Source organism: Bradyrhizobium sp. TM239 (assembly GCF_036247985.1).
GTDB classification, from domain to species: Bacteria; Pseudomonadota; Alphaproteobacteria; order Rhizobiales; family Xanthobacteraceae; genus Bradyrhizobium; species Bradyrhizobium ottawaense.
Genome location: NZ_BTIR01000012.1, coordinates 165,999 through 178,718, shown reverse-complemented (window position 1 = coordinate 178,718; position 12,720 = coordinate 165,999). Strand labels below are relative to the sequence as shown.

11 protein-coding genes are annotated in these 12,720 nt (G+C 66.3%); 8 read left to right on the top strand and 3 right to left on the bottom strand.

The features are described 5' to 3' along the window. The first annotated feature begins 1 nt into the window (after window position 1). Genes AABA84_RS22255 through AABA84_RS22230 form a run of 6 tightly spaced genes read left to right on the top strand, consistent with a single transcriptional unit; the run spans window position 2 to window position 4,993 of the window. Complete coding sequence (locus AABA84_RS22255; RefSeq protein ID WP_338313125.1) at window positions 2–757, top strand: ABC transporter permease; 756 nt, start codon at window positions 2–4, stop codon at window positions 755–757. Then, window positions 736–1,542, top strand: a complete 807-nt coding sequence (locus tag AABA84_RS22250) for an ABC transporter ATP-binding protein (RefSeq protein WP_246551021.1) — start codon at window positions 736–738, stop codon at window positions 1,540–1,542. The genes AABA84_RS22255 and AABA84_RS22250 overlap by 22 nt, the downstream gene beginning before the upstream one ends. Before the next feature lie 7 nt (window positions 1,543–1,549). Continuing rightward, a complete protein-coding gene (locus AABA84_RS22245; protein WP_338313124.1) occupies window positions 1,550–2,371 on the top strand; it encodes an ABC transporter permease in 822 nt (273 codons plus the stop codon). 9 nt (window positions 2,372–2,380) lie between these two features. Further along, the gene (locus AABA84_RS22240; RefSeq protein WP_338313123.1) at window positions 2,381–3,040 is read left to right on the top strand and encodes a polysaccharide deacetylase family protein; all 660 of its coding nucleotides are present in this window, start codon (window positions 2,381–2,383) and stop codon (window positions 3,038–3,040) included. Window positions 3,041–3,043: 3 nt separating this feature from the next. Next, window positions 3,044–3,913 carry a fumarylacetoacetate hydrolase family protein gene (locus AABA84_RS22235; RefSeq protein WP_338313121.1) on the top strand — a complete coding sequence of 290 codons (870 nt, stop codon included), beginning with the start codon at window positions 3,044–3,046 and terminating at the stop codon, window positions 3,911–3,913. Between the two features lie 36 nt (window positions 3,914–3,949). Then, complete coding sequence (locus tag AABA84_RS22230; RefSeq protein WP_338313119.1) at window positions 3,950–4,993, top strand: cobalamin-independent methionine synthase II family protein; 1,044 nt, start codon at window positions 3,950–3,952, stop codon at window positions 4,991–4,993. A 33-nt stretch (window positions 4,994–5,026) separates the two neighbouring features. On the opposite strand, the gene AABA84_RS22225 is transcribed toward AABA84_RS22230, so the two are convergent. Further along, the gene (locus AABA84_RS22225) at window positions 5,027–6,337 is read right to left on the bottom strand and encodes a Spy/CpxP family protein refolding chaperone (RefSeq protein WP_338313118.1); all 1,311 of its coding nucleotides are present in this window, start codon (window positions 6,335–6,337) and stop codon (window positions 5,027–5,029) included. 152 nt (window positions 6,338–6,489) lie between these two features. Then, on the bottom strand, window positions 6,490–7,545 hold the full coding sequence (locus AABA84_RS22220) for a LysM peptidoglycan-binding domain-containing protein (RefSeq protein WP_338313117.1): 1,056 nt from the start codon (window positions 7,543–7,545) through the stop codon (window positions 6,490–6,492). 179 nt (window positions 7,546–7,724) lie between these two features. On the opposite strand from AABA84_RS22220, the gene AABA84_RS22215 reads away from it, so the two are divergent. After that, a complete protein-coding gene (locus AABA84_RS22215) occupies window positions 7,725–8,444 on the top strand; it encodes a hypothetical protein (RefSeq protein WP_445083417.1) in 720 nt (239 codons plus the stop codon). 128 nt (window positions 8,445–8,572) lie between these two features. Further along, window positions 8,573–11,233, top strand: a complete 2,661-nt coding sequence (locus AABA84_RS22210) for a bifunctional diguanylate cyclase/phosphodiesterase (RefSeq protein WP_338313115.1) — start codon at window positions 8,573–8,575, stop codon at window positions 11,231–11,233. A gap of 10 nt (window positions 11,234–11,243) precedes the next feature. On the opposite strand, the gene AABA84_RS22205 is transcribed toward AABA84_RS22210, so the two are convergent. After that, window positions 11,244–12,692, bottom strand: coding sequence for an acetyl-CoA hydrolase/transferase family protein (locus AABA84_RS22205; protein WP_246551033.1), 1,449 nt, complete (start codon window positions 12,690–12,692; stop codon window positions 11,244–11,246). Window positions 12,693–12,720: the final 28 nt, after the last annotated feature.

Sequence of the window (12,720 nt, the reverse complement as noted above, 5' to 3'; positions counted from 1 at the left end):
GATGCAGGGCACGCTCGTCATCAACCTCGCGCGGATCGCGATCATCGTCGCGGTCCTGGCGCTGTGGGAGGTGCTGTCGCGCAGCGGCATCGTCAATCCGCGGCTGCTGCCGTCGGCATCCGACACGTTCGTGACGCTCGGTGATCTTCTGCGCCGCGGGGCGGTGCAGAAGGATTTGATGGTCACCGCGACCGAGGTGTTGACGGCGTTCGCGCTGGCGGTGCCCTTCGGCGCGTTGATCGGCTTCCTGGTCGCGGAGAACCGCTACTTCGCCGATGTCGCCAAGCCGCTATTGTTCTTCGCCTTCAGCATCCCGAAATCGATCTTCCTGCCGATGTTCATCCTGGTGTTCGGCGTCGGCTTTGCCCAGAAGGTCGGCTTCGGCTTCTTCTCCACGATCTTCATCGTGATCATGTCGACCACGACGGCGGTGGAATCGGTCAAGGTCGAGCATCTGACGGTGGCGCGCTCCTATGGCGCCACGCGGATGCAGACCGCGTTCCGCGTCTACCTGCCGAGCATGCTGCCGGTGCTGCTGGAGGCCTTGCGGATCTCCATGATCTTCAACCTCACCGGCGTGATCCTCGCCGAGATGTACGCCTCGCGCGACGGCATCGGCCACCAGATCGCGACCTGGGGCGAGAATTTCCAGATGAAGCAGCTCCTCGCCGGCGTCGTGATGGTCGCCGCGATCGCCATGACCTTCAATGAACTTGTCAGATGGGTGGAAACGCGATGCAGCCATTGGCGAACGTGACCCAATTGAAGCCCGCCGCGCGCGCCGGCGCGATCGAGGTGAAGAATGTCGGCCAGGTGTTCAAGACAAGGTCGCAGGACGTCGTCGCGCTGGAGGACGTCTCGCTCGACATCAAGCCCGGCCGCTTCGTCGTGCTGGTCGGCCCCAGCGGCTGCGGCAAGTCGACTCTTCTGATGATGATGGCGGGGCTGCGCCAGCAGACCGCGGGCACCATCACCATCAACGGCGCGCCGATCCTGCAGCCAGACCCCGACAGGGTCGGCGTGGTGTTCCAGGAGGCGAGCCTGTTTCCCTGGCTGACGGCCGAGGACAATGTCGAGTTTCCGCTGGCGCTGCGCGGCGTGCCCAAGGCCGAGCGCCGCGCCAAGGCGCAGGATGCGCTCAAGCTGGTCGGGCTCGACGGTTTCGGCAGGCGCCATCCGCACGAGCTCTCGGGCGGCATGAAGCAGCGCGTCTCGATCGCGCGCGGGCTGGTGCAGGACCCGCCGGTGCTGCTGATGGACGAGCCGTTCGCCGCACTCGACGAGCAGACGCGCATGACCATGGGCGACGAGTTGCTGCGCATCTGGGCGGCGACCGGCAAGACGGTCGTGTTCGTCACGCACAGCCTCACCGAAGCCGTCTATCTCGCCGACGAGGTGATCGTGATGTCGGCGCGGCCCGGCCGGATCGTGGACCATCTTCAGGTCCAGCTGCCGCGGCCCCGCACCTACGAGATGCTCAGCGGCGATGCCTTCGGCAGCCTGCGCGACCGCATCTGGCGGCACATCCGCAAATCGGCGTGAGGCGATCATGAGCGCCAGGATCAGTGCGAGAGTAAGTGCAAAGACGTTGCGATATCTGATCGTGATCGGCTTGATCGCGTTGTGGGAGCTGCTGCCGCGTGCCGGGCTCATTCCCGAACTGTTCCTGCCCTCGCTGTCGTCCACGCTGATCGCCGGATGGACCGACGCGGGTGAATACGGTCATGCGCTGGCGGTCACGCTCTACGAGGTCGTGGTCTCCATGGCGTTCGCCTGCGGCGGCGGCATCCTGCTCGGCGCCGTCGTCGGCAGCCTGCCGCGCCCGCGCGTGTTGATCATGCCGATGGTGTCGAGCCTCTACGCGGTGCCGCTCGTCATCCTCTATCCCGTCTTCACCGTGTGGCTGGGCATCGGCTCGGAATCCAAGATCGCGTTCGCCTCGATCTACGGCTTCCTGCCGACCATGCTCGCGACCGCTGCCGGCATCCAGACCATCGATCCGCAGCTCCTGCTCGCGGCCCGCAGCATGGGCGCGACGCTGAGCCAGCGGCTGGTCCGCGTCATCATCCCTGCGGCGATCCCGACCGTGCTGTCAGGCCTGCGTGTCGGCGGCGCGCTGGTGATCGTCGGCGTGGTGGTCTCGGAGATGCTGATCTCCTCGGCTGGCATCGGCTATTTGATCTCGCGCTACCGCACCATCCTCGACAGCCCGCACGTGTTCGCGGGCGTGCTGCTCGTGCTGTTCCTCGCGATCGGCTTCAACGCCGTGATCCGGTGGATCGAGCGCAAGGCGGCGATCTGGCAGACCGGCACCCGCGCCGGCCAGGCCAACGACGACATCGCGACGGGCGCGATGCAGCCGGCGACCTGAGGTAGCTGCGTGTACGACCTGACCCTGACATTCGACAACGGCCCCGATCCCGATGTGACGCCGCGCGTGCTCGACATTCTGGCCGCGCGCGGGATCAAGACCACCTTCTTCGTCATTGGCGAGAAGCTCGCCGACCCCGAGCGGCGCGGCCTTGCGGAGCGCGCGCACCGCGAGGGGCACTGGATCGGCAACCACACCTTCACGCACAGCATTCCGCTTGGCGAGCAATCCGGGCGCGATACTGCGGAGAACGAGATCGGCCGCACGCAGGACGCGATTGGCGATCTCGCGCATCCGCAGCGCTGGTTCCGGCCGTTCGGCGGTGGTGGCAATCTGGACACGCGGCTGCTCAAGCCGTCCGTCGTCGACTATCTCACCCGCAAAAAACACAGCTGCGTGCTCTGGAATGCCATTCCGCGCGACTGGGACGACCCCGACGGCTGGACCGAGCGCGCGCGCGACCAATGCAGCCGGCAGCCCTGGACGCTGATGGTGCTGCACGATCTGCCGACCGGCGCGATGGCGCATCTGGAACGCTTTCTCGACCGCGCCGGTGCGGCCGGCGCCCGCTTCCGCCAGGACTTCCCACCAGCCTGCGTTCCGATCCGGGTCGGCGAGATCGCGCTTCCGATCAACGACTATGTTTCCTCCATCGAAGAGAGTGTTTGACCCATGAAAGTCGCAAGCTTCACCATCGCGGGGAGCGCGAGCTATGGCATCGTCACCGACAAGGGTGTCATCGATGCCGGCAAGCGCCTGAAGGCCTATCCGACGCTGAAGGCGCTGCTTGCAAAGGGCGCGCTCGATGAGTTGAAGAAGCTCGCGGCCGAGAAGCCCGACTATGCGCTTCAAGACGTCGCGCTGCTGCCGACGGTGCCAGATCCCGACAAGATCTTCTGCATCGGCGTCAACTACGCCACGCATCTTGCCGAGAGCGGCCATCCGACGCCGGCGCATCCGATGATCTTCACCCGCTTCGCCAACAGCCAGGTCGGCCACGGCCAGCCGATGATCCGGCCGCTGGAATCCGAGCGGTTCGACTATGAGGGCGAAATGGCCGTCATCATCGGCAAGGCCGGCCGCCGCATCTCGCGTGAAGCTGCGCTCGGCCATGTCGCTGGCTATGCCTGCTACAATGACGGCAGCATCCGCGATTGGCAGCGCCACACCTCGCAATTCGCGCCGGGCAAGAATTTTGCCGGCACCGGCGGCTTCGGGCCGTGGATGGTCACGACCGACGAGCTGACCGATGTCGCCGCGCAGACGCTGATCACCCGGCTCAACGGCGTCGAGGTGCAGAAGGCACCGATCTCCGACCTCGTCTTCGACGTGCCGGCCCTGATCGCCTATTGCTCGACCTTCACCGAGCTGGTGCCCGGCGACGTGATCGTCACAGGCACGACCGGCGGCGTCGGCGCCTATCGCACGCCGCCGCTGTGGATGAAGGGCGGCGACGTCGTCGAGATCGAAATCTCGGGCATCGGCATCCTGCGCAATCCCGTCAAGGACGAGGGTTCAGTCGCGGCAACGCGCGCGGCCTGACCAATCGCGTTCAATAACAATAAGAAGGAGAACCCCATGCCCATGCCGACGCACATCCTGCCGACCACCGTGGTCGGCAGCTATCCGCAGCCGGAATGGCTGGTGAATCGCGCCATGCTGTCGAAGGTGGTGCCGCGCACCCGCCTGCACGACATGTGGCGGCTGCCGGCGGAGCATCTGGAGGAAGCCCAGGACGATGCCACCATCGTCGCGATCCGCGACATGGAGCGTGCCGGCATCGATATCGTGACCGACGGCGAGATCCGCCGGGAGAGCTACTCCAATCGCTTCGCCACCGCGCTCGACGGCATCGACGGCGACAACCCCGCGATGATCGTGGCGCGCACCGGCAACACAAAGACGCCGGTGCCGCGCGTCGTCGGCCCGGTGAAGCGCAAGAGTCCGGTCGAGCTGCATGACATGCAGTTCCTGCGTGAGAACACCGAGCGTGCGGCGAAGATCACCCTTCCCGGCCCGTTCACGATGAGCCAGCAGGCCAAGAACGAGTTCTACAAGGACGAGGAAGAGCTGGCGATGGCGCTCGCCGAGGCCGTCAATGCCGAGGCGCTCGATCTGCAAAAGGCCGGCGCCGACGTGATCCAGCTCGACGAGCCCTGGGTGCGCAACAATCCCGAGCTCGCCAAGCGCTATGCCGTCAAGGCGATCAACCGCGCCCTGCAAGGGATCACGGTGCCGACCGTGGTGCATCTCTGCTTCGGCTATGCGGCCGTCGTACCCGGCTCGAACAAGCCGGCCGGCTATTCCTTCCTGGCCGAGCTCGACGACACCATTGCCGACCAGATCTCGATCGAGGCGGCGCAGCCGAAGCTCGACCTCGGCGTGCTCAAGGATTTGTCGTCAAAGAAGATCATGCTCGGCGTGCTCGACCTTGCGGACCCCGCGATCGAGAGCGTCGATACCGTCGCCGATCGCATCCGCAACGGGCTCAAGCACGTGTCGCCCGATCGTCTGATCCCCGCGCCCGATTGCGGCATGAAATACATGCCGCGCGCGACCGCGTTCGGGAAGCTGAAGGCCATGTGCGATGCGGCCGCGAAGGTCAGGCGGGAGATTAGCTAACCGATTTCACGGGGAGGCGTCTCGCCGTCGGCCTCACGCGCCGCGCTTCGGCCCGATCGCCTCGAAGCCGGCCTTCTGCTCGTCGCTCAGATCGGCCTCGAAATCGTCGAGCGCATCAGTGACGCCGTTCACCGCTTGCAGCATGGTCTGCAGCCGCGCTTTCACGGCGGTGAGGCGGGCCTGCGGTGTCTCCGGCGTCTGTGACGGGCAGGCGCTGAGCGTTTCCATGGTGCGCAAGGTGGTGTCCTGGAGCACCTCGAGGCGGGCGCGGGCGGTGTCGTCGAGGCGGAGCGTCGATGCGATGTCGCCTGCCGGCCATTGCTGCTGCACGAGCTGCTCGTACTGACGCTGCAGCTTTTCGTCATAGCGGGGATCGCTGTTGGGGTCGCAGGCGCTCGAGGCCTGCGCATCCTTGCTCGTATCTTTGCGCTGCATGGCCGCAAGCGCGGCACGACGGTCCTTGGAGAGCGCCTCGAGCTTTGCCTTCTGGCCGTCGTCGAGCAAACCTGTGAACTTCGACAGCGGCGCCTCGATGGCGTCGGTTGCCTTGATCATGGCCTCGAGGCGCGCCTGCATCAGCCCCAGCCGCTCCAATGCGCTGGCGGGCGCCTGCGCCAGGCAGGCGGCGCGGATGGTGTCGCGCGCATTGGTCCAGGCGGTCGCGAGCTCGTCGAGCGCCACGCGCTGCAATTCGTTCGGCTGCAGGGCGCTAGCGATGCGGTCGACCGGCAGGCCGCCGGTGTCGCTGGCCTCGCACAGGGTCTCCGCGGTCGGGACTCGTCGTCCGCGCCGGCCTTGCGATGCGGTGTAGGCCGCGAGCTCGGTCGCCGCATAGGGCGCGAAGATCGCGGCATAGATATCGCCATAGCCGTAGAGCGAGAGGCTGGTCGCATCGCCGAAGATGACGGCATTGGTGAGATCGTCATGCGCGAACGGCCAGAACACCGGGCCGACCCAACCGTAACTGCCGTCGGGATGGCGCCACCAGCCCTGCGGGCGGCGACCGCCCTGCCAGCCCGACAACGCCGCTTGCGCCGTGAGTGCCGCACGCAGGACGTAAGGATTGGAAGGTTGGCCGCGTTCGGCGCCGCGCGAATCTTGACGAGGATCCTGCGATCTCAACGCGGCGGAGCGATATCGGCCACCCCGTACCGCCATGCGGGAATGGCGCAAGCGCGACATGCCGATCACGTGGCCGACGGCGAAGCGTGCGACGCCGAGCGGACCGCCGCGCAATCCGAACTGCGCTTCGGCCTTACCAGGCAGCAGCACTGCCGCAATCAGGATGGTCGCGCCCGCCAGCGCCAGTCCCATGCGTCCTGACACGACCGCTGACTTGACCATTCGGCCTCCTCCCAGCGCCACGCACGCACTGCGGCGCATCGAGATGACGCGCGAGGGAACCAATTGTTCCCCGGGGGGATACAGGGCAAAGCGTCGCGGGCGGCGGCTGACGTCATTCCGCTCGCGGGAGAAGGAGGAGAAAGATCGCGCCCTCACTCCGCCTTTTGCGGCATCACAAACGTCTGGCCGGGATAGATCAGATTGGGATTGTGGATCTTGTCGCGGTTGGCCTTGAAGATCACGGCGTAGCGGGCGCCGTCGCCATAGGCGAGCCGGCTGAGCGCCCACAGGCTGTCGCCGCGGGAGATCACCCGGCTGCCTGTCTCTGCCGGCGCGGCGCTGAGGACGTCCGCCGGCGAGGCCGATGCAACGGTCGTCGCCGCCGGCGCCCGCGCCATGACCCGGGGTTTCGGCGCACCGACCAGCCTCGGCCGGGCCGCCTGCCTGTCGGATGCCGAGGCGAGATGCGGCGAGGTCGACGGCAGGGACGCCACGACATCCGATTTGTCGTCCGGCTTCTCGGCCTGCTTGGCGTCTTGCCGCACGTCTTGCCTCGCGACCGGCGCCGGACGCGCGGGCGGCGGCGCCGTCTCGGCGATGGTCACCGGCATGGTCCGGCCGGACTGCGTGACCGTGCCGTCCGGCGCCCTGGCGCGGAGCGTCAGTTCATAGGAGCCGGCGGGAAGCTGCGGCGGGGTCATCACGAACTGGCCCAAGGCGTCGGCGACCACCGTATCGAGCGGCTTGCCGTCGCGCAGCAGCTCGACTTTTGCACCCGGCGCGGCCTGGCCCGCAATCACCGCCGCCTCGCCGTGATCGTCGACGCGGGCGACGTCGAAACGGGGGCCGGTGTCGGCAACCGCCGGCGGCGGCTTGACCGGTGCGAGATCGGGCAGTGCCGTGACCTGCTTCTGGGTCTCGCCCAGCGCGGCCACCTTCGGCTCGGGAGCCGGGGCCGCCGCGGGCGCAGGCGGCGCGATGGCGGCAAGCTTTGGCTGGTCCGGTTTGGGCTGTTCCGGTTTCGGCTCGGGCTTGAGGTCGACCTTGGCCTCGACCTTTGGTTCGACCTTGGACTCGGGCTTGGCGGCGACGGCGGTCTTGGTCCCATCCGGCAGCAGGCGGCGCAGCTCGGTCGGGCCGATCACCAGCACCGTGCCGACCAGTGCGAGCAGGCAAAGAGCAATGAAGGCCTTGGATGCGGTCATCATCGGAAAAGAACCTTGGGTGGCAAATCAACCGAGGCCGGCAGGGTGCGCCGAATTGGCTGCGGCAGCAAGACGTTCGATGGGATGAGACTCCGTCCCGGCGTCCAGGGATGAACCGGCGCCACCCCGCCGGCGTCAAACCACGCGAGGCCGCATCGCGGCATTTTTTGAGGATTTTTCCCGTGACCGCATTTCGCCGTTCCGCCCCAAGTCTGACCCTTGGTCTGACCCTTGGGCTGGCGCTTGCCCTGACGCTTGCCGCTTCCCCCGCGCTTTCAGCCTCCGGCCCGCCGCCAGGCTTCGTCCTCTCCGAGAGGCCCGAGTTCGCCTTCACCTCGCCCGACGGCACCACCAAGCTCGAGCAGTACATGAAGGACAGTGAAGACCTTTTCGGCGTCAAATGGCAGGTCTGGGCGCGGCGCGGGGATCAGATGACGGAGCTGAAGCCCGAGCAGGGCTATGGCGCCGGCTTCCGCTTCACCAGCGACTCGCAATGGCTGGTGCGCATGCAGAAGACTGGCTCGGGCTCGCAGGACCTCTTTCTCTACCATGTCGAGAACGGGAAGTTCGTAAGCGCAACGAAGAAGTCGCTCAGCGATCTCGCTTGGGACTATTTCCACAGCCGGTCCGACACGAAGAAAATGAAGCTCGACTACCACATCTCGGCCAATCTCATGAAAGGCACGGAGGATGGGTATCGCTGGCTCGGCGTCGACTGGCCCAACAACCGCTACCTGCTGATCTCGCTGTCAGGCGAAATGGACAAGCATCCGAGGAACGTCGCCGTGAAGGGGCTCGCCGACTGGAAATGCCGCTATGACCTCAAGACCGGCAAGTTCGATGTCCCGGCGATGTTCGCCAAGGGCAATGCGGAAGCGCTTGAATGGGAGATCAAGCGGTGAGTGCAACGCAATCGCCGCGAGCGCTGGAACCAACCCTCTGATTTCGTTCCGATTCATAGTTTCCTAACCCTCGCTGGTAACGGGGTCTTGTCGGTTTTGCTGCATCTTGCATCCCACGGGAGGGCTGGATGGGCACATCGATCCGATGGACCGCGCGCATGCGCGCGCTGCTCCGTCGCTGGCGGGGAGCGCCACTGACATGGCTGATCGTCGGCGGCTTCGTGCTGATGGCCGCGACCGCAATCGGCACCGCGCTCACCGTCGACCGCTTCCGGCAGAATGCGATCGAGAGCGGCCGCGACAGCCTTGAAAATTCCGTGCGCCTGCTGGCCCGGCATTTCGACCGCGAGTTCGAGGATTTCGCGGTGCTCCAGAAGAGCATCATCACCGAGCTCGAGAGCCGCGGCATCGAATCCGCCGACATCTTCCGCAGCGAGATGGGCACGCTGGCCATGCACGAGGTGCTGCGTGCGAAAGCCAGCGGCTGGACCGACGTCGCCGGCGCCAATCTGTTCGATTCCAGGGGCATGCTGATCAACTCGTCGCGGCGCTGGCCGGTCGCCGACGTCTCGGTCGCGGACCGCGGCTACTTCAACCGCCTCAAGAACGATCCGACCGCGCAGGAAGACGTGGAGGTGGTGAACGGCCGGCTCGGCAGCGGGCCGGCGATCGTGTTCGCGCGGCGCGTGTCCGGCCCGCATGGCGAATTCCTCGGGCTGGTCTCGCGCGCGATCGTGCCCGAGCAGCTCGAATCCTTCTTCGCCTCGACCGGGCTCGGCGAGGACTCCTCAATCGCGATGCACCACCAGAACGGCCAATTGCTGGCGCGCGTTCCGCGTGTCGATGCGATGATCGGGCAGAACTTTCGCAAGGGCACGCCGGAGCAGGTGGCGGTGTTCGATCGCACCTTCGTCACCATGCAGCTCGCCAGCCCGATCGACGGCAAGGACCGCATCGTCGCCTCGCGCCTCCTCGCCGGCGAGCCGCTGGTCGTGGTCGCGACCAAATCGCTGGATGCGACGCTTGCGACCTGGCGCACGCAGACGAAGTTCTTCGTCACCGTCGCCGTGCTGTCGATCGGCCTGCTGGTGCTCACGCTGTTCCTGATCTTCCGCCAGGTGACGAACCGGCTCTCGCTCGAAAAGCAGCGGCTCAACACCGCGATGAACACGATGACGCAAGGGCTCCTGATGTTCGATCAGGACGAGCGGCTGATCGTCTGCAACCGGCGCTACATCGAGATGTACGGCCTGTCCGCCGACGTGGTGAAGCCCGGCGCCACTTTCCGCGACGTGATCCGGCACCGCCATGACACCGGCTCGTTCCACGGCGACGTCGGGGCCTATTGCGACGACATTTTGAGCCATGTCGGGCGCACCCAGAGCACCATCGTGGAGACCGCGGACGGCCGCCTGATCGAGATCAAGAACCAGCCCGGCGCTGCCGGTGGCTGGCTCGCGACCCATGACGACGTCACCGCGCGCATCCGTGCCGACGAGCGCATCGCGCATATGGCGCATTACGACGCGCTGACCGACTTGCCCAACCGCGTGCTGCTGCGCGGTCATCTGGAGCGGCGCGTGGCGGAGCTTGCCCAAGGCAAGCCGTTCGCCATCCTCTATATCGACGTCGACGAGTTCAAGGGCGTCAATGATTCGCTGGGACACGAGGTCGGCGACGAATTGCTGCGGCAGGTGGCGGTGCGCCTGCGCGCCTGCGTCAGCGGCAACGACCTCGTCGCACGGCTCGGCGGCGACGAGTTTGCCATCGTCACGGCTGCGACCTGCGATCCGGCCGAGCTGTCGGCGCTGGCGGAAGATATCCTCAAGGCGCTGCGTGCGCCGGTGGATTGCAAGGGCCAGGACATTCCGACCGATGCCAGCATCGGCATCGCGATCGCGCCCGACCACGGCGACAATCTCGACGACCTGCTCAAGCGCGCCGATCTTGCGATGTACGCGGCGAAGTCGGAGGGACGCCGCACCTACCGCGTCTTCACGCCGGAATACGACGCCAAGGCGAGGCTGCGCCGTCAGCTCGAGCTCGACCTGCGCCAGGCGCTGGCTCGCGGCGAGTTCGAGGTGCACTACCAGCCGCTGGTCGACCTCGCGGCCAATGTCGTGACCGGCTGCGAAGCGCTGCTGCGCTGGCGCCATCCCGAGCGCGGCATGGTCTCGCCGGCGGACTTCATTCCCGTCGCCGAAGACACCGGACTGATCGGCGAGATCGGCGAATGGGTGCTGAAGCAGGCCTGCCATGAGGCCGCGTCCTGGCCCGGCCAGATTCACATTGCCGTCAACGTCTCGCCAGTGCAGTTCCGCTCGCGGACGCTGGCGCTGAAGGTCGCAGCGGCGCTCGCGGAATCAGGACTTGCGCCCGGCCGGCTCGAGCTCGAGATCACCGAGACCGTGCTGATCCGCGACGACGAGGAGGCGCTGACGATCCTGCAGCAGCTGCGCGAGCTCGGCGTGCGCATCGCGCTCGACGATTTCGGCACCGGCTATTCGTCGCTGAGCTATCTGCACCGCTTCCCGTTCGACAAGATCAAGATCGACCGCAGCTTCATCAGCGACATCGGTCAATCCGAGGATTCCTCCCCGATCGTGCAGGCCGTGGTGCACATGGCGGCCGCGCGCCACATGGCGACGACCGCCGAAGGCGTCGAGACCGAAGCCCAGCGCGAGGTGCTGCGCCAGCTCGGATGCAGCCAGATGCAGGGCTGGCTGTTCAGCCCCGCCGTGCCGGCGGCGAAGCTGAGACAGCTCTTGTCGGTGCAGGCGGCGGCTTGACGTGCGCTCTTCAGCCCGTCGCCTTGATCATGCGGAAGGCTTCGTCGAGCAGATGCGGCGTGTGCTTTCCGGACGACAGAATGCAGGCGCGATCGAAATAGTCCTGGAGCGCCGGCCGGAATGACGGATGCGCCGCATTGCCGATGATGCTTGCCGCGCGCTGCTTGGGCGACAGGCCGCGCAGATCGGCGAGGCCCTGCTCGGTCACGATGATCTGCACGTCATGCTCGGTGTGATCGACGTGGGTGACCATCGGCACGATGGCCGAGATCGATCCGCCCTTCGCGGTCGACGGCGTCATGAAGATCGAGAGATAGGCGTTGCGGGAGAAATCGCCGGAGCCGCCGATGCCGTTCATGATGGCGCTGCCACGAATATGGGTCGAGTTGACGTTGCCGTAGATGTCGGCCTCGATCATCCCGTTCATGGCAATGACGCCGAGCCGCCGGATGACCTCCGGATGGTTTGATATCTCTTGCGTGCGCAGCACGATCTTGTTCTTCAGCCTGTCGATCTCGCTGTTGAATTGCCTGGTCGCTTCTGCGCTGAGCGACAGCGCGGTGGCGGACGCGAGCATCATGCGGTCCGAGCGCAGCAGGTTCAGCATGCCGTCCTGCAGCACCTCGGTGTAAGCCGTCAGCCGGCCGAAAGGACCGGCATCGAGGCCCGCCATCACGGCATTGGCGACATTGCCGACCCCGGACTGGATCGGCAGCAATTCCGGCGGCAGCCGGCCGCGGCGAACCTCATGGCCGAGAAAATCGAGAATATGGCCGGCGATCGCCTTTGATGTGGCGTCGGGCGCGGTGAAGGTCGTGTCGCGGTCCGGAGCATTGGTCTCGACCACGGCAATGACTTTGTTCGGATCGCAGCGAAACGCGGTCTCTCCGATCCTGTCGCCGGGCGAGACGATCGGGATGGGCTTGCGATGCGGCGGCAGCCTCGTGCCATAGTAGATGTCGTGCATGCCGTGCAGGGCTGTGCTGACGCCAGAATTGACCTCGAGGATGATGTGGTCGGCCTGGTCCAGCCAAGTCTTGTTGTTGCCGACGGAGGCCGAGGGCACCAGACTGCCGTCCGGCAGGATGGCGGTGACCTCGATCAGTGCGACGTCCAGATGCCCGAGAAAGCCGAACCAGGCGAACTGCGCGACATGGCTGAGATGGAGGTCGATGTAGTCCATCGCACCGGCATTGATGCGCTCGCGCGTGACGGGATCGGACTGATAGGGCAAGCGCAACTCGATGCCGTCGACCTTGGCGAGCGCGCCATCCAGCTCGGGCGCGGTCGAGGCGCCGGTCCACACGCCGATCCGAAGCTGGTCGCCGCGCGCATGCGCCTGTTCGATCCGGCGCGCCAGCGCCATCGGAACGGCCTTCGGATGTCCGGATCCGGTGAAGCCGCTCATGCCGACATTCGCGCCGTGTGGCACCAGCGTCGCGGCCTCGTCAGCGGACATGATTTTCGAACGGAACGCCGGCGCCGAG

Bases quoted from the DNA above. Each gene is read 5' to 3' on its own strand.
- AABA84_RS22255 (WP_338313125.1), top strand. From the start codon at position 2: ATGCAGGGCACGCTCGTCATCAACCTCGCGCGGATCGCGATCATCGTC.
- AABA84_RS22250 (WP_246551021.1), top strand. From the start codon at position 736: ATGCAGCCATTGGCGAACGTGACCCAATTGAAGCCCGCCGCGCGCGCC.
- AABA84_RS22245 (WP_338313124.1), top strand. From the start codon at position 1,550: ATGAGCGCCAGGATCAGTGCGAGAGTAAGTGCAAAGACGTTGCGATAT.
- AABA84_RS22235 (WP_338313121.1), top strand. From the start codon at position 3,044: ATGAAAGTCGCAAGCTTCACCATCGCGGGGAGCGCGAGCTATGGCATC.
- AABA84_RS22230 (WP_338313119.1), top strand. From the start codon at position 3,950: ATGCCCATGCCGACGCACATCCTGCCGACCACCGTGGTCGGCAGCTAT.
- AABA84_RS22225 (WP_338313118.1), bottom strand. From the start codon at position 6,337: ATGGTCAAGTCAGCGGTCGTGTCAGGACGCATGGGACTGGCGCTGGCG.
- AABA84_RS22220 (WP_338313117.1), bottom strand. From the start codon at position 7,545: ATGATGACCGCATCCAAGGCCTTCATTGCTCTTTGCCTGCTCGCACTG.
- AABA84_RS22210 (WP_338313115.1), top strand. From the start codon at position 8,573: ATGGGCACATCGATCCGATGGACCGCGCGCATGCGCGCGCTGCTCCGT.
- AABA84_RS22205 (WP_246551033.1), bottom strand. From the start codon at position 12,692: ATGTCCGCTGACGAGGCCGCGACGCTGGTGCCACACGGCGCGAATGTC.